At 43.4% G+C, this 15924-nt stretch carries 17 protein-coding genes; 13 read left to right on the forward strand and 4 right to left on the reverse strand.

Annotation, left to right across the window (positions count from 1 at the left end; translation table 11 throughout):
• The first annotated feature begins 1 nt into the window (after position 1).
• The 5 genes from J5X96_RS02190 (at position 2) to J5X96_RS02210 (ending at position 2579) form a co-directional block, all read left to right on the forward strand.
• A complete protein-coding gene (locus J5X96_RS02190; protein WP_209364055.1) occupies positions 2-793 on the forward strand; it encodes an FKBP-type peptidyl-prolyl cis-trans isomerase in 792 nt (263 codons plus the stop codon).
• Between the two features lie 88 nt (positions 794-881).
• Entirely contained in the window at positions 882-1550 is a 669-nt protein-coding gene (locus J5X96_RS02195; RefSeq protein ID WP_209364057.1) for a transcriptional regulator, read from the forward strand.
• 2 nt (positions 1551-1552) lie between these two features.
• The gene (tusD, locus tag J5X96_RS02200; protein WP_109859822.1) at positions 1553-1930 is read left to right on the forward strand and encodes a sulfurtransferase complex subunit TusD; all 378 of its coding nucleotides are present in this window, start codon (positions 1553-1555) and stop codon (positions 1928-1930) included.
• Positions 1927-2289: a sulfurtransferase complex subunit TusC gene (tusC, locus tag J5X96_RS02205; protein ID WP_209364059.1), complete on the forward strand. Its 363-nt coding sequence runs from the start codon at positions 1927-1929 to the stop codon at positions 2287-2289. Before tusD ends, tusC begins: the two co-directional genes overlap by 4 nt.
• Positions 2290-2291: 2 nt before the next feature.
• Complete coding sequence (locus J5X96_RS02210; protein WP_209364061.1) at positions 2292-2579, forward strand: DsrH/TusB family sulfur relay protein; 288 nt, start codon at positions 2292-2294, stop codon at positions 2577-2579.
• A gap of 8 nt (positions 2580-2587) precedes the next feature.
• Here the strand turns inward: J5X96_RS02210 and J5X96_RS02215 are convergent, their stop codons facing one another.
• The 4 genes from J5X96_RS02215 to J5X96_RS02230 form a co-directional block, all read right to left on the reverse strand.
• Complete coding sequence (locus J5X96_RS02215) at positions 2588-3355, reverse strand: amino acid ABC transporter ATP-binding protein (protein ID WP_209364062.1); 768 nt, start codon at positions 3353-3355, stop codon at positions 2588-2590.
• 9 nt (positions 3356-3364) lie between these two features.
• Positions 3365-4087: an amino acid ABC transporter permease gene (locus tag J5X96_RS02220; protein WP_209364064.1), complete on the reverse strand. Its 723-nt coding sequence runs from the start codon at positions 4085-4087 to the stop codon at positions 3365-3367.
• On the reverse strand, positions 4071-4850 hold the full coding sequence (locus J5X96_RS02225) for an amino acid ABC transporter substrate-binding protein (RefSeq protein WP_209364066.1): 780 nt from the start codon (positions 4848-4850) through the stop codon (positions 4071-4073). Before J5X96_RS02225 ends, J5X96_RS02220 begins: the two co-directional genes overlap by 17 nt.
• 120 nt (positions 4851-4970) lie before the next feature.
• Positions 4971-6266, reverse strand: a complete 1296-nt coding sequence (locus J5X96_RS02230) for an FAD-binding oxidoreductase (RefSeq protein WP_209364068.1) — start codon at positions 6264-6266, stop codon at positions 4971-4973.
• Between the two features lie 350 nt (positions 6267-6616).
• On the opposite strand from J5X96_RS02230, the gene J5X96_RS02235 reads away from it, so the two are divergent.
• The 8 genes from J5X96_RS02235 to J5X96_RS02270 all read left to right on the forward strand — a co-directional run bounded on the left by J5X96_RS02235 (position 6617) and on the right by J5X96_RS02270 (position 15922).
• Entirely contained in the window at positions 6617-8365 is a 1749-nt protein-coding gene (locus tag J5X96_RS02235; RefSeq protein ID WP_209364070.1) for an ABC transporter ATP-binding protein/permease, read from the forward strand.
• Positions 8358-10016, forward strand: coding sequence for a thiol reductant ABC exporter subunit CydC (gene cydC / locus J5X96_RS02240; protein ID WP_209364072.1), 1659 nt, complete (start codon positions 8358-8360; stop codon positions 10014-10016). Before J5X96_RS02235 ends, cydC begins: the two co-directional genes overlap by 8 nt.
• A 204-nt stretch (positions 10017-10220) precedes the next feature.
• Positions 10221-10721 carry a hypothetical protein gene (locus J5X96_RS02245; protein WP_209364074.1) on the forward strand — a complete coding sequence of 167 codons (501 nt, stop codon included), beginning with the start codon at positions 10221-10223 and terminating at the stop codon, positions 10719-10721.
• A 19-nt stretch (positions 10722-10740) separates the two neighbouring features.
• Positions 10741-11409, forward strand: a complete 669-nt coding sequence (locus tag J5X96_RS02250; RefSeq protein WP_209364076.1) for a PspA/IM30 family protein — start codon at positions 10741-10743, stop codon at positions 11407-11409.
• Between the two features lie 22 nt (positions 11410-11431).
• Positions 11432-12094: a YqiJ family protein gene (locus J5X96_RS02255; RefSeq protein WP_209364084.1), complete on the forward strand. Its 663-nt coding sequence runs from the start codon at positions 11432-11434 to the stop codon at positions 12092-12094.
• Positions 12095-12129: 35 nt separating this feature from the next.
• Positions 12130-13839: a flotillin family protein gene (locus J5X96_RS02260; RefSeq protein ID WP_209364086.1), complete on the forward strand. Its 1710-nt coding sequence runs from the start codon at positions 12130-12132 to the stop codon at positions 13837-13839.
• Between the two features lie 166 nt (positions 13840-14005).
• Complete coding sequence (fic, locus tag J5X96_RS02265; RefSeq protein ID WP_209364094.1) at positions 14006-15121, forward strand: protein adenylyltransferase Fic; 1116 nt, start codon at positions 14006-14008, stop codon at positions 15119-15121.
• Between the two features lie 141 nt (positions 15122-15262).
• Entirely contained in the window at positions 15263-15922 is a 660-nt protein-coding gene (locus J5X96_RS02270; RefSeq protein WP_209364096.1) for an NAD(P)H-dependent oxidoreductase, read from the forward strand.
• The last annotated feature ends 2 nt before the right edge of the window (positions 15923-15924 follow it).

Genomic DNA, 15924 nt, shown 5'->3' on the forward strand with positions numbered 1-15924 from the left:
CATGTTAAAATTTCAAAAATTATCAACTGTTGCACTTATGCTCGCAAGCGTTCTTTCTGCCAATGCATTTGCGGATGCGCAAACTGAGGTAAAACCGGAAGCCGCAAAAGCAGAAGCGACTGAAATGAAAGCGGCAGAGGTCAAAAAAGCCGGTTCATTTAATGACGAAGCTTCTTACGCGGTTGGTGTTTTGTTTGGTTCAGATTTACAAGGTTTAATTGATGCACAAAAAGGCGTGATCGATTACAACAGTGATAAAGTCGTTGCCGGTATTGCAGACGTGCTAGGTGGCAAAGTTAAGTTAGAAAACAATAAAGAAATTACCTCTGTCTTACAAGAAATTGATGGCAAATTAAAAGCCGCAAGCGAAGAAAGATTTGCAGCAGCAGCGAAGAAAGCGGAAGAAGAAGGTAAAAAATTCGCAGAAGAATTTGCGAAAAAAGATGGCGTGAAGAAAACGCCATCCGGCTTGTTATACCGCGTTGTTGATGCAGGTAAAGGCAATCCGATCAAAGAAACAGATGTCGTTAAAGTACATTACACCGGTAAATTAGCGGACGGCACCGTATTTGACAGTTCACGTGAACGTAACGTACCGGCAGAATTCCCGTTAAATCAAGTGATTAAAGGTTGGACTGAAGGTCTGCAATTAGTGAAAAAAGGCGGTAAGATTGAATTAGTATTACCGGCTGATTTAGCGTATGGCAAAGAAGGTGCGGGTGCGAGCATCCCACCGAATGCGACACTCTATTTTGATGTCGAAGTCTTAGATGTGATTCCAGAGAAAAAATAATTCAAACCTTTGAAAAAATGACCGCACTTTTAGAGCCTTACATTTAAAAGTGCGGTTTCTTATTTGAATAAAATGCATATGCACATTCATGTTAACGGATAAACGCCCTTTTACCGACGAAGATCGCACGATTTTAAATTCCTATATTGCCGTGGTTGACGGTGTCAGTGCGCTCATCGGGCAACATTGTGAAATCGTTCTCCATTCTTTTGAGGATTTAGAACACTCCGCCATTTACATCGCTAACGGACATAACACCAACCGCCAAGTGGGCTCGCCCATGACGGATTTTGCGTTGCGTTCGTTGCACAATATGAAATCGGAAAGCGTCAGCAAACCGTATTTTACCCGCGCTAAGAAAAGCAGTGGCTTGATGAAGTCAGTGACTATCGCGATTCGTAACAGCACAAAACGCATCATTGGCCTGCTTTGCATCAATATTAATTTAGATGTGCCTATGTCGCAATTCCTACAAAACTTTATTCCGGCATCGGATCATGGTGAAACCTCTGCGGTGAACTTTGCCAGTTCGGTGGAGGAATTGGTAGTTCAAACCGTGGAAAAAACCATTGAGGAAGTCACTTCCGACCGTATGGTGGCAAATAATAATAAAAACCGCCAAATCGTCGTTTCGTTGTATGAGAAAGGGATTTTCGACATTAAAGATGCGATCAATTTGGTGGCGGAACGCCTCAATATTTCCCGGCATACCGTGTATTTATACATCCGCCAAATCAAACAGGATCAGGACGAGTAATCATGGATTATGTATTGGTGGTTAAACAGCCGGTTTATGGGAGCCAAGGCGCTTTTCTCGCGTATCAGTTAGCGCAAGAACTGGTTCACAAACATCACATCCGCCAAATCTTTTTCTATCAAGACGGTGTCAGCAATGGCAACGCCTTGGTGTATCCCGCCAATGATGAATTCAATTTAGTCAAGGCGTGGCAAGCGTTTTCTCGCCAATTTAATGTGCCATTACATTTATGTGTCGCTGCGGCGCAACGCCGAGGTGTGGTGGACAGCGAGTCGGCAGCGGATAAAAGTGCGGTCAGTTTGGCAGACGTTTTTCAACTTGCCGGTTTAGGTGAATTTAGCCAAGCGTTGCTACAAGCAGATCGAGTGATTACCCTATGACTAAACTTGCCTTTATTTTTCGTCATGCCCCTTACGGTACGGCTAATACACGGGAAGGATTAGATGCGCTGCTTGCCGCGACGGCATTTTGTGCGGAAGAAGACATTGCGGTGTTTTTCCTAGATGACGGCGTGTTGAACTTGCAAAAACAGCAACAAGCGGACGTCGTGTTGCAAAAAGACACGGCAAGTGCGTTGAAATTATTGGATTTATACGACATTGAACAGCGCTATGTGTGCGCCGATTCACTGCAGCAATTTCAGCTCAAACCCGCGGATTTCGTCTTGGATTGTGACGTGTTATCGCGTCAAGCGTTGTTACAACGCCTACAACAATGTGAAAAAATTTTGACTTTCTGATTATGCTTTATACTTTTTCTCAAGCGCATTATTCACAAACGGAACTGGAACAGTATTTGCTAAATGCCACGGCGCAGGATGCGGTGGTGTTATGGCAAGATGGCGTGTTATTGGCGTTAAAACAGGCAGACGTGTTGGCGCGTTGTCATGCTCCCTGTTTTGTCTTAGAGAATGATATTTTGGCGAGAAATTTAACCGCACTTCTGCCAAATGATGCAAAAGTGCGGTCCATTTCGTTAGCGGATTTTGTTGCGCTTAGCGAACAATATTTTCCGCAAATTGCGTTATAAAGAACGCGTTAAATTTCATATTCCACGCAAACGGGAATTTTTGCCTGCAACAAGAATTGCTTAGTACGTTCATGTTGTGGATTTTCAAAAAATTCGCGCGCGCTGTTTTGTTCCACCACATTCCCGTCAGCCATTAAAATGACGCGATCGGCCACATCGCGGGCAAATTGCATTTCATGGGTGACAATAATCATCGTCCAACCTTCCTGTGCCAGCAGTTTTAAGGTTTGTAGCACCTCGCCCACCAATTCCGGATCTAACGCCGAGGTGGGTTCATCTAGCAAAATAATATCCGGCTGAACCGCTAACGCACGGGCAATGCCCACCCGTTGTTGCTGACCGCCGGAGAGTTGCGAGGGATATAAGTGCATTTTGTCTTTTAAACCCACTTTGGTGAGTAATTCCACCGCACGCTGTTCTGCTTCCGCTTTACTTTTCTTTTGCACCACAACCATGCCTTCCATCACATTTTCAAGTGCGGTGCGATGGGGGAACAAATTGTATTGCTGAAACACCATGGATGAGCGACGACGTAATTTCAATTCATCGGCTTTGCTGATTTTGTGAGAAAAATCCAATGTTAAGGTTCCATCACAAAAACGCAGTGTACCAAGTTCAGGTCGTTCTAATAAGTTTAGGCAGCGCAAGAAGGTGGTTTTGCCTGAGCCGGAAGGGCCGAGAATCGCCACGACTTCGCCTTTTTCAATGTGAAAATCGATCCCTTTTAGCACCGGATTGCCATTAAATGTTTTATGAATGTTGTTCACTTCTAACATGCGATTTCCTTAGGCCTTGAGATGGCGGGATAGGCGTTGTTCTAAACGGTCTTGTGCAAAGGATAAAATCAAACAAATGCACCAGTAAATCAGCGCGGCTTCGCTATAAATCATAATAAATTCATAGTTTTCTGCGGTGATGTTTTGTGCCACGCGAAACATTTCTGTCACTAATACTAACGATGCCAAAGACGTATCTTTTACATTGCTGATAAAGGTGTTTGCCAATGGTGGCACCGATACGCGCAAGGCTTGCGGCATGATGGTGCGAGTGAAAGTTTGATAATAATTCATACCAATGGAATAGGAGGCTTCCCATTGTCCTTTGGGAATGGATAAAATCGCTGCGCGAATGGTTTCTGAAGCGTAAGCACCGATATTAATGGAAAAGGCGATAATCGCTGTTGGAAACGGATCGAGCTTAATCCCTACTTCCGGCAAGCCATAGAAAATAATGAAAATCTGCACCAACATCGGTGTGCCGCGAATGGTGGAAACATAAATACGGCAAAGGATTTGCAATAAACGCATGCCGAGATTTGGTTTTTCCACAATGCGAATCAGCGCCACCAGTAACGCAATGGCTACGCCGGCAAAAAAGGAAATCACGGCTAGCGGAATGGTTTTATCAATAGCCGCTTCCAACATAGGCCAAAAAGAGCTGATGACTTCATCAGCTCTTTCTGCATTCATAAAGGGAAGTGAGGCGAGAAAATTATTGAGTAATGTCATCGCCGAACCATTTGATTGAAATTTGTTTCAAGGTGCCGTCTTTTCTTAGCTCTTCCAATGCTTGGTTAATTTTTTCGACCAGCGGTTCTTCACCTTTTAGTACCGCGAAGCCGGAAGGCACTTTGTCATCCCGTTTTACTGCAATTTTTAAACCGGAATTCGGTTGTTTCTTGAAGTAATCCAAGACTGCCAAGTGATCGTTCACTGTAGTTTCGGCGCGATCTTGGGTAATCAATTTTAAGGCTTGTGCCAAACCTTCGACGACGATGAGTTCTGCACCATTCGCTTTGGCGATTTTGCCGTAGTTGCTGGTTAAGGATTGTGCTGCTTTTTTACCCTTTAAATCTTCAAAGGTTTTGATGCTATTGTCGCCTTCTTTGGTCACGATAACCGCAGTGGAATAGTTATAGGGTGCGGTGTAAAGGTATTTTTTCAAACGTTCCGGGCTTGGATTGGTTTGGTTGGCAATTAAGTCGAAACGTTTGGCATTCAAACCGGCGTACATAGAATCCCACTGGGTTTCGTTAAATTGAATTTTTAAGCCTAAACGTTGTGCCACCGCTTCAATCACTTCCACGTCAAAGCCGGTTAATTTACCGCTGTCATCATGGAAGGTGAATGGCGCATAAGTGCCTTCGGTGCCTACTAATAAGGTTTTGGTTTTTTCTACGCGATCGGAAATTTCTCCAGCGAGGGCTTGGGTCGCCATACCGAAAACTAAACCGGATAATAAGAATGTTTTTGCAATAAATGATTTTTTCATAAAGTGTTCCTTTTTTGATAAGGTGAAGTGCGGTGGATTATTACAGTAAGTTTTTAGAAAGCAAAATAATTGTTTTCTCTAGGTTATAACTGAAAGCAATAAAATCCGCCGATTTATTCATCAGCGGTATTTATCTAAGAAACGGTAATAGTGCACGCCAATTTTTAATGCGAGGTTTTTAACAAATTTGCCGCCGAATACCGAAGGCACTTTTAATTTACTGAAGATAGCCAAGCGTTCATCGTTGCCTAAAATGGCTTCTGCGACAACGCGTCCCGCCAAACCAGTGAGCGCCACGCCGTGGCCGGAATAGCCGTGGGCGAAATAAATATGTGGCGAAATGCGTCCGAAATGTGGATTGGAATTGATGGTCATGTCGATAGGGCCGCCCCAACCGTAATCAATTTTAACGTTTTCCAACTGCGGAAAAACGCGCAACATATTGTGTCGCATGACCTCAATCATGTTTTTCTCAGAACTGGAATCGCTACCGAACAATAAACGGTTATCGGCACTTAAACGGTAATAATCCAGCAAATAATTGCTGTCGCACACGGACATGCCGTTATTGATCACGGAATCAGCGGTGGCTTGATCGAGAGGCTCGGTGGCGATGATGAAACTTTCTACCGGTAGAATTTTGCGGGCAATGCCACGGTGAATACTTTTTGGTAGCACATTAATGTAGGCGTTAGTCGCCAACACCACATCTTTGGCGACAACGAGGCTTTTATCTGTTATGACTTCAATGTCTGTTGCTTTTTCACGTAAATCCACCACAGGCGATTGTTCATAAATACGCACGCCTAAATTCAAGCACGCTTTTGCCAAACCTAAGCAATAATTAAGCGGATGCAAATGGCCGGAATTGCTGTCATACAACGCACCGCAATAAATTTTGCTGCCGAGATGTTGTTCCAGTTTGGCTTTGTCCCAAAGCTGCATATTTTGATAGCCAAAAATCTCGTGGCTGACTTTTTCAACCGCGATTAAATCTTCCATGCGACGCTCGTTGAGCGCCAACGTGGCATAGCCTTTCTTCCAATCGCACTGAATATCGTATTTCGCAATGCGTTCATCAATAATATCAATGGCTTCTAAGGACATTTGCCATAACTTACGGGCAGTTTCCAAGCCTACTTGTTCGATATATTCATCGATGCCGTCTTCAAAACCGTTAATGGCCTGACCGCCACTACGCCCTGATGCGCCAAAGCCTACCCGTGCGCCTTCCAGTACGATCACGCTTTTGCCCTGTTCGGCAAGTTCTAATGCCGTGGATAAACCGAAAAAGCCTGCACCGACAACGCACACGTCAGCAGATTCTTTTTGATTTAACGGCGGTAACTCAAAATGTTGGTTACGGGTGACGGAATAATAGGATTCAATATGTTCTTGATGTGAAAACGCTAGCATAAATAAACGCCTGTAATGAAAAGTGGGTGCATATTACTACGCAAGGGGGAGAAGTCAATATTTGAACAAACACACGAAAAAGTGCGGTCAATTATACGCCTGTTTTAAGCTATCTTTGATAAAAATAAACGCTCTTCCATTTCATTACAAAAATAAAAATAATTCTCATACACGTCTATATTCCTTTTATTTTATTTTTTATAATAAACCCCGGCTTATCGTCACCAGGTGTCACTTGCGAAAAGTAATTTTTTGCAAGGAAATGGGCCTGTTGTCGAGAGGAAGACAGAATTCGTTAAACAAAAGTACGCTACCGGCGTACTTCTTTTTTATTTTTAGGAGTTTCTATCATGATGATAGATAAACGGCTGATAAACACAGTCGCAGATAGCAAAAAATGGATTGCTATTAATGTCTTATGGAACTGGGTCGCCTTAATCGGCGGGATTATAAGTGCGGTGGTATTTGCCATTTGTTTGCAATGGGCGTTTGAGCGCACACTTACACTACAAAGTGCGGTCATTTTTACCGTCATTTTGGTTGCTTGTCTGGCGTTGCGTGCTTGGGCGGGGAAAATGGCGGTGAAGGCCTCCTATAAAGCGAGTACGCAAGTGAAACATAAATTGCGCACGCTGATTTATCAAAAATTGTCTTCTATGCCGCTGAATCAGGTTAACCAACAATCTACCTCTTCGGTGATCCAAGTGGCATCTGAAGGCGTGGAGCAACTGGAAATTTATTTCGGCCGTTATCTTCCACAGTTGTTTTATAGTTTGCTTGCACCGCTCACATTGTTTGTTTTCTTGGTCTTTTTTAACGCGCCAACCTCATTAATTCTTTTGGTTTGTGTGCCGTTAATTCCAATGTCCATCATTGCGGTAAATAAAATCGCGAAACGTTTGTTGGCGAAATATTGGTCTATTTATGTGGGTTTAGGTAGTAGCTTTTTGGATAACCTACAAGGCTTGATTACCTTAAAAATCTACCAAGATGATGATTACAAAGCCAAACAAATGGATATCGAAGCGGAGAATTTCCGTACCATCACCATGAAAGTGCTGACCATGCAGCTGAACTCTGTTTCTTTAATGGATTTATTGGCTTACGGCGGTGCGGCATTAGGGATTTTGACGGCGCTTTTACAATACCAAGACGGTAGCTTAAGCATTTTCGGTGTCATTTTATTCATTTTACTTTCTTCCGAATTTTTCATTCCGTTACGCTTACTCGGTTCTTTCTTCCACGTGGCGATGAACGGCAAGGCGGCTTCAGAAAAAATCTTTACGCTGTTGGATACCCCGGTAGAAGAAAACAAAAGTGCGGTGGATTTTCCGGCTAAAAATGAAGTTACCGTGCAAATTAAGGATTTGCATTTTGCCTATTCTGCGGAAAAACCGGCGATTAACGGCTTAAACCTTAATATTCAACCGAAGCAATTAACAGTTTTTGTGGGTAAAAGCGGTTGCGGTAAATCCACGCTGGTTTCCTTGCTTATGGGTTTTTATCAAGCACAGCAAGGGGAAATTTTATTTAATGGCGTCGATATTAAACAAATTAACCGTCATTCCTTATATCGTCATGTTTCGCTGGTGAGCCACAGCAGTTACATTTTCAAAGGTAGCCTCAGAGAAAATATGTTGATGGCATTGTCCGATGCTTCTGATGACGCTATTTATCAATGCTTGGAACAAGTGAATTTGGCGAATTTCGTCCGTGAAAACGGCGGGTTGGACATGATGTTATTAAGTCGCGGAACCAACTTGTCCGGCGGTCAAATTCAACGTTTAGCGTTGGCGCGAGCGTTGTTGCACAATGCCGACTTATACGTTTTCGATGAAGCCACCAGTAACATCGACGTAGAAAGTGAAGAAATCATTCTGCAATTTATTCAACAGCTTAAACACGAAAAAACTATCGTCATGATTTCTCACCGTCTGGCGAATGCGGTGAATGCCGATCAAATTTATGTGTTACAAAGCGGTCACTTGGCAGAATCGGGCGATCATGCTTCTTTAATGGCTGAAAACGGAATTTATGCAGAAATGTTTAATCAACAAAAGAATTTAGAAAATATCAGAACGGGGGCAAATCATGCGTAAGAATGGATTTGTCGTCATGTGGCAGCTCATGAAATTGGTGACGCCATTGGCGCATATCATGAGTTTCACCATTATTATGGGTACCCTCGGTTTCCTCAGTGCTATTTTCATTATGGTGCTGGGTGCGATGGGTTTGTCAGAATTGCTTAATTTCCACTCCCATTTAAATTTATCGCAAATATTGACCGCACTTATTGTGCTTGCGGTAGCGCGTGGTATTTTGCGTTATTTGGAACAAATGTCCGGCCATTACATCGCCTTCAAATTATTGGCGTTGTTGCGCGACAAAGTGTTCAGTGCATTACGTCGTTTGGCGTTTGTGAAATTGCAGGACAAACAATCCGGTCAATTGCTTTCGTTGGTCACCAATGACATTGAATTGTTGGAAGTGTTTTATGCGCACACCATCGCGCCGATCGCTATTGCTTTTTTAACCTCGGGTATCTTGTTGGCGGTGTTCGCGCATATTTCTTGGTGGTTCGTGTTGGTGGCATTTTTAGCTTATGTGACCGTCGGCATTATTTTGCCTATCGTCACCACCCAAATGGCACGTGAAGATGGCCGCAAATACCGTGACTTAGTCGGCGAAATGAACGATTTCTTCCTCGACAGTATTCGCGGCATGAAAGAAATTCAACTTTTCGGCAACGAGGAAAAACGCTTACAGGAAATCCATCAGCGCAGTGAAAAAATCGACCAAGCCTTTTTAAAAATCAAACAACAAGAAGGCAACGTGCGTTCGTTCACCGAAATCGCGGTGTCTTTCTTCAATATCGTGATTTTATTGGTGGGCTTAACGCTCTTTGCTTACGATTACATTGATTTTGCCGGCTTGCTCATTGGTGTGATTTTATTGATGTCCAGTTATGGACCGGTGATTGCCTTAAGTAACCTGTCCAACAACTTATTGCAAACCCTCGCCAGTGGCGAACGTGTCTTGGCATTATTGGCAGAACAACCGGAATTAAAAGACGTAGAAAACGGCGTGAATATGACTGACGTGCAGCAAATTAAGGTAGAAAATGTCAGTTTTGCTTATGCGGACGAACAAATTTTGTCTGATGTGAATTTGCAGATCAAAAAAGGCGAAATTCTCGGTATTCACGGCCGCAGCGGTAGCGGGAAAAGTACCCTTTTGAAATTAATGATGCGTTTTTATGATCCGCAACAAGGTCGTATTTGCATTAACGATACTGACTTAAAAAACATTAATACGGTGAATTTGCGCGACAATATCGCTTACATCACCCAACAAACCTATATTTTCAATGAAACGGTGTATGAAAATATTGTATTGGCAAACCGTAAGGCAACAAAAGAGCAAGTGATTGAAGCGGCAAAAAAAGCCTCCATTCATGAATTTATCATGAGCTTGCCGGAAGGTTACGAAACCAAAATCACTGAAATGGGGAACAACCTTTCCGACGGTGAAAAACAACGTATCGGCATTGCTCGCGCCTTCTTGCATAATGCGCCGATTATTTTGTTGGACGAACCGACCAGTAATCTGGATAGCTTAAACGAAGCCATGATTTTGCAATCCTTGCTAAACGTGAAAGCGGAAAAATTGATTATCTTGGTAAGCCATCGTGCCTCTACTATGGCGATTTGTGATCAGGTTATTCCTATCGCCAACGGGCGAATGTCATAGTTAAGTCCCGTTGAGTATGAAAGTGCGGTGAGTTTTTATGGTGTTTTAAAACGCTGAGAAAATCCACCGCACTTTTTTTATGCGTATTTTTCCGTTTGCTATCAGTAAATCGGTTAGGCGGTAAAATTTTTAAATAAACAGTTGTTTTTTGAAAACGATCTCTATATATTGTATTCAGATGAATACAAATGATGAGGTTTGAATATGAGTGTAGCAAATCGAATTCCGATAAGCGTGAGAATTTCTCAGGAAGATGCGGATTTTATTGCAAATTTACAGGTTGAAGGGGCAAATACGCCTTCGGAAAAAATTCGTGAATTATTAAAACAAGCCCGGCAAAGTTATACACAGCCGCAGGATTACGGCACCGCTTTAGCGCAAGCGGAACAGTTTTTACAAAATGCCAAGCGCGATGTGTTACATGCGGAAAAAGAGCTGGGGGTTCATTCGCACATTCTGGCGCGCTTATTTGAATTGTTACCGGATTTAACCGCAACATTAGTCGCAGATGTGCCGACAGAAAGCGAGTTAGAGGCGTTAAAAAAATATGAGCGCGAAGTCATGTGGCGTATTGTGCGTTTAACTGACAGCATTTTGCAACTGGCGGTGACGGCGAAAGGGGCCGCATTCGATGACAGTGTGTTAGCCCAACTGGAAAACACATTGAATTTGGCTCACATTATTCGTCAACGTGATGAAAAATAAAAAAAGAAGGAGGTAGAATATGAGCGAAACATTAGCTCGTCGTGTCGGACGTTTGGTCAGTGGCGGATTTCATGCCATTTTAGATGCCGCAGAAAATTTAGCACCGGAAGCGGTGATGAATGAAAATATTCGCGAGATTGAGCGCGCAATAGATGAAGTGCGGTCAGAATTAGGCAAGGTTTTAGTGCAGAAGCATTTAGCCACGAAAAAAATGGCGGATGAAAGCAATCGCCATGAAACGTTGCAGGCAGATATTCAAGAAGCACTGAAAGCCAATCGTGATGACTTGGCGGAAATCGGGATTGCCGAACAAATGGATATTGAGGCGCGCTTGCCGGTGTTGGAAAATACGGTAGCGGACTGTGTGGCGCAGGAAAAAGAGCTTGAAGGGTTTATTGTGGCATTGCAAGCGAAACGACGTGAAATGCAACAGGCCGTTCAAGATTGGAAGCAAAGCCAAACGCAAGCGGCAACGCATGACAAGGGGCGCGACGGTTCCACATTAAATCAAATTTTGCGTAATACCGAAAAGACCGCCAATGCGTTTGATCGGTTGATGGGGCGACAAACCGGCTTGCATATGGCAGGACGTGATCCGTCACAGTTAGCTAAATTAAAGGATTTGGAAGAGGTGAGCAGAACGAATCGGATTAAAGAACGTTTAGCACAACTGAAAACCGCCAAATAGCATCTTGAAATAAGGATATATTATGTGGGAACTGATTACTGCACCGCAAAATAGCATTTTCGGCATTGCCATTATGCTGATGTTATTGCTTGGCATTCTTGAACTGGCATCATTTATGCTGGGTGGCATTAATGAGTGGGTCGATGGTTTTTTACCGGATAGCTTAACGGACACACAGGCAGAAATTGGGCTGAATTACGCCGACAGTGGCGTGGTGATCCGATTTTTAAGTTGGTTATATGTCGGCAAGTTGCCTCTATTAATGTTAGTGGTGATTTTTCTCGCCACGTTTGGCTTGCTAGGTTATAGCTTGCAATATGCATTACATCAGTTCTCCGGTTTTTATTTGCAGGGGGGGGGTGCTGCCGTGATCGTCTGGTTTGCCAGCCTACCGTTGGTGCGCATGGCGGCTGCCGGGGTTTATCACATCTTTCCTAAAGATGAAACGACCGCCGTTACCCAAGAAAGTTTGGTCGGTTGTGTCGGGGTGGTGATACTTGGCACAGCAAAGCGAGGCAGTCCCGCCCAAGCGCGCGTAAAGGATGGTTACGGTCAGCAACATTATGTCATGGTCGAACCTGACGATGATAACGCACTCATGCAAGGCGAAACGGTATTACTGATTTCTTTACAAGATAATCTTTTTAAAGCAATCAAAAATCCGAATGGAAATTTGGTTGATTAACGACGACGTATTTTTCTCAAACACAAGGACAAATTATGGAACTGATAAGCGTTATTGCCGGCATTGTACTCATTGCATTATTAATTCTCGGCCTCATTCTTACCCGATTATATCGTCGCGCCAGCAAAGAGGTCTCGTTTGTACGCACCGGTTTTGGCGGTGAAAAAGTGATCATGAATGGCGGTGCGATTGTCTTGCCCGTGTTACATGAAGTGATTCCCGTGAATATGAATACCTTGCGTTTGGAAGTGCGTCGCGCAGCAGATCAGGCGTTGATTACCCGAGATCGTATGCGGGTGGATGTGACGGCAGAGTTTTATGTGCGAGTGAAACCGACCGCCGAAAGCATTGCCACGGCGGCGCAAACCTTGGGGATGAAAACCATGTCACCGGAACAATTAAAAGAATTGGTGGAAGGGAAGTTTGTTGACAGTTTGCGGGCGGTTGCAGCGGAAATGGCCATGGAAGAATTGCATGAAAAACGGGTGGATTTTGTGCAAAAAGTGCAACAAGTGGTCTCGGAAGATTTGTTTAAAAACGGCTTGGAATTGGAAACCGTATCGCTGACCGGCTTGGATCAAACCAGTTTTGAATACTTCAATCCGCAAAATGCCTTTGACGCGGAAGGTTTAACCCGCTTAACGGAAACCATCGAGGTGCGCCGTAAAAAACGTAACGATATTGAACAGGATACGGATTTGGCGATAAAAACCAAAAATTTGGAAGCCGAACGTACTCGTTTACAAATTTTGCGTGAAGAAGAATATGCCAAATTAGAACAAGAGCGTGAGATTGCGATACGTCGGGCGGAACAAAATGCCGAAATTGCCGGACAGGAAGCGCAGAAAAAACGCGAAGCGGAAGAAGTCAAAATCGCAGCGTCTCGAGAAGTGGACTTAAAACGCATTCTTGCGGAACGTGATATTGAAAATGAAAAAATTCAAAAAGATCAACAAATTGAACGCGCAGAAGTAGAGCGTAAAAAAGCGATTGAATTAGCCGAGCAAGATCGCGCTATTGCCGTTGCAGAAAAATCACGCGCCGAATCGGAAGCCAAAGCGCTGGCAGATAAAGCGCGTGCATCGGCTGTGCGAGAAGAGGAAAGTGTTATCACAGTGCGTGAAACAGAAAAAGCGGAACGTGCCAAAGCCGTTGAATTGATTGCGGCTCAAGAAATCGCGCAAAAAGATGCCATTGCGATCACGGTTGCGGCGGAGGCGGAAAAACAAGCCGCATTTGACCGTGCAGAAGCGTTACGCATTGTGGCGGAAGCCGAGGCGGAGAAACAACGCTTACAAGCCAAAGGGGAAGCAGATGCAAAAATCTTGTTAGCCAAAGCCTTGGAGCAACAATATAAAGTGGATGCCGAAGGGACTCGCGCCGTTAATGAAGCGGCGAATGTCTTGTCCGTTGAGCAAGTGGAAATGCAAGTTCGCCTTGCGCTATTGAAACATTTACCGGACATTATTCGTGAAAGCGTACGTCCAATGGAAAATATTGACGATATTAAAATTTTGCAAGTCAACGGCCTTGGAGGGTTTGGTGCCGCGACATCTGCTGAGCAGGGTGAAGTCGCTTCACAGGCCAGTTTATCCGATCAGCTTGTGAACAGCGCATTACGCTATCGCGGACAAGCACCGCTGGTGGATAATCTGCTAAAAGAGCTAGGCTTAAACGGTGCCGACATCAATGGTTTGACCCAAAATCTTAACCAACAAGTGACAAAATCAAACCACGAATCATAAGGATGAAAAGTGCGGTGGATTTCGATATTCCATCCTACTTACCCGAAGAGCAAGCCGCTTTCTTCGCATATGTTTAAAAATGGAGAAATTTTAAACCTATTTTGTTGATATGTTGATTTGATAAACATATACTTCGAATTTGTTTAAAAAAATGAGATTTTTAAAGATGAGACAATGGAACCCAACGTTTGCGTTTAATCAGCTTCCTGATCTTCCACCAACGGAAGAATTGGAAACGAAAGACATTTTAAAGCAAACGATCAAAGCGAGAGCAGCATTAGCGGAGTTAAAACAAGCGGCTGAGCTTATCCCTAATCAGTCGATGTTAATCAATACGTTGCCGATTATGGAAGCGCGTGCAAGTAGTGAAATTGAGAATATCGTTACCACAACAGATAAACTTTTCCGGTCATTACAGCTTGATAGTGAAGAAGATGATGCGGCGACCAAAGAAGCATTGCAATATCGAACAGCCTTATTTTCCGGATTTGAGAGTTTAAAGGAGCGTCCACTTTGTACACAAACAGCCGTATTGGTATGTAGTGAGATAAAAGGACGCGCAATGGATATTCGGAAGGTAACCGGAACGGCATTACGCAATGGGATGAATGGTGAGGTCATTTACACGCCACCGGAAGGAGAGAGGTTGATTCGGGATAAACTAGCAAATTGGGAAACGTTTATTCATAACAATGAGGCGTTGGATCCGTTGATTATTTTGGCGGTTGCACATTATCAGTTTGAGGCTATTCATCCTTTTTTAGATGGTAATGGGCGAACAGGGCGAGTGTTAAATAGTTTATTGCTGATTGAAAAAGGACTTCTTCATTTGCCGATTTTATATTTAAGTCGTTATATTATTGAGCATAAAGCAGATTATTATCGCTTGTTGTTGGATGTCACTGCTAATCAAAATTGGCAAGATTGGTTGTTGTATTTCTTAAAAGGGATTGAAGAGACGGCAATTTGGACGTTGAGTAAAATTGAGGCAATCAAAGCCTTGTCTATTGAAACAAAACGTTACATTCAACAATCTTTGCCTCATCTTTACAGTTTAGAATTAGTCGAATTGCTGTTTGAACAACCTTATACTCGCATCGCAAATTTAGAACGAGCAGGCATTGCTAAAAGACAAACCGCGTCTAAATATTTAAAAGATTTGTGTGATGCAGGGGTTTTAAGTGAACAATCTGTAGGGAGGGATAAATTATTTATTCATCCGAAACTAATGGAGTTGCTGAGAGGTGAAAATAATGTATTTACACCTTATGCAACCAATTAAATAAAAAAATCACCGCACTTTTTCTGTTCAGCGAAATCATGTGATTCGACTTTGTTGTCATATTTTGAGCGTTATATTGTGATTCCCTCTAAACAAACGTAAACTACCGCCATCATATTTATGATGATAAAGGAGAATTCAATGTTTGCTACCAAACAACAAGTATTAGATGCCTTCCATTTCCGTTGCGCAACACGTTATTACGATCCCGAGCGCAAAATCAGCAAAGAAGATTTTGACTATATTTTAGAACTTGGTCGCTTATCGCCAAGTTCCGTAGGATCCGAACCATGGCAATTTTTAGTGGTGCAAAATCCCGAATTACGCCAAGCCTTAAAACCGGTGAGTTGGGGCATGGCAACGCAGTTAGATGATGCTAGCCATGTGGTGGTGATTTTGGCGAATAAAAATATGCGTTACGATTCTGAGGATTTTCGCGCAAACCTTGCACGTCGTGGCTTGACGGAAGAGCAAATGCAAGCCAATATGGCGACCTATCAACGCTTTCAAACAGAACACATAAACGTGTTGGAAAACGACCGCACTTTATTTGACTGGGCGAGCAAACAAACCTATATCGCCCTTGCCAATATGATGACGGGTGCGGCCTTAATCGGTATCGACAGTTGCCCGGTTGAAGGGTTTAACTATGCGGAAGTCAACCGTATTTTGGCGCAAACCGGTGCGTATGACGCAGAAAAATATGCGGTGTCCGTTGCGGTGACGTTCGGTTATCGCGCCAAAGAGATTCGTCCAAAATCCCGCAAAACACTCAATGAGATTGTACATTGGATCGAATAATT

The organism is Aggregatibacter sp. 2125159857 (genome assembly GCF_017798005.1).
GTDB lineage: Bacteria > Pseudomonadota > Gammaproteobacteria > Enterobacterales > Pasteurellaceae > Aggregatibacter.

Excerpts from the sequence above, each read along its gene's own strand:
- J5X96_RS02210 (WP_209364061.1), top strand. The coding sequence starts at position 2,292 with ATGCTTTATACTTTTTCTCAAGCGCATTATTCACAAACGGAACTGGAA.
- J5X96_RS02195 (WP_209364057.1), top strand. The coding sequence starts at position 882 with ATGTTAACGGATAAACGCCCTTTTACCGACGAAGATCGCACGATTTTA.
- J5X96_RS02220 (WP_209364064.1), bottom strand. The coding sequence starts at position 4,087 with ATGACATTACTCAATAATTTTCTCGCCTCACTTCCCTTTATGAATGCA.
- J5X96_RS02190 (WP_209364055.1), top strand. The coding sequence starts at position 2 with ATGTTAAAATTTCAAAAATTATCAACTGTTGCACTTATGCTCGCAAGC.
- J5X96_RS02230 (WP_209364068.1), bottom strand. The coding sequence starts at position 6,266 with ATGCTAGCGTTTTCACATCAAGAACATATTGAATCCTATTATTCCGTC.
- J5X96_RS02215 (WP_209364062.1), bottom strand. The coding sequence starts at position 3,355 with ATGTTAGAAGTGAACAACATTCATAAAACATTTAATGGCAATCCGGTG.
- J5X96_RS02235 (WP_209364070.1), top strand. The coding sequence starts at position 6,617 with ATGATGATAGATAAACGGCTGATAAACACAGTCGCAGATAGCAAAAAA.
- tusD (WP_109859822.1), top strand. The coding sequence starts at position 1,553 with ATGGATTATGTATTGGTGGTTAAACAGCCGGTTTATGGGAGCCAAGGC.
- cydC (WP_209364072.1), top strand. The coding sequence starts at position 8,358 with ATGCGTAAGAATGGATTTGTCGTCATGTGGCAGCTCATGAAATTGGTG.
- J5X96_RS02260 (WP_209364086.1), top strand. The coding sequence starts at position 12,130 with ATGGAACTGATAAGCGTTATTGCCGGCATTGTACTCATTGCATTATTA.
- J5X96_RS02225 (WP_209364066.1), bottom strand. The coding sequence starts at position 4,850 with ATGAAAAAATCATTTATTGCAAAAACATTCTTATTATCCGGTTTAGTT.
- J5X96_RS02245 (WP_209364074.1), top strand. The coding sequence starts at position 10,221 with ATGAGTGTAGCAAATCGAATTCCGATAAGCGTGAGAATTTCTCAGGAA.
- J5X96_RS02270 (WP_209364096.1), top strand. The coding sequence starts at position 15,263 with ATGTTTGCTACCAAACAACAAGTATTAGATGCCTTCCATTTCCGTTGC.
- fic (WP_209364094.1), top strand. The coding sequence starts at position 14,006 with ATGAGACAATGGAACCCAACGTTTGCGTTTAATCAGCTTCCTGATCTT.
- J5X96_RS02250 (WP_209364076.1), top strand. The coding sequence starts at position 10,741 with ATGAGCGAAACATTAGCTCGTCGTGTCGGACGTTTGGTCAGTGGCGGA.
- J5X96_RS02255 (WP_209364084.1), top strand. The coding sequence starts at position 11,432 with ATGTGGGAACTGATTACTGCACCGCAAAATAGCATTTTCGGCATTGCC.
- tusC (WP_209364059.1), top strand. The coding sequence starts at position 1,927 with ATGACTAAACTTGCCTTTATTTTTCGTCATGCCCCTTACGGTACGGCT.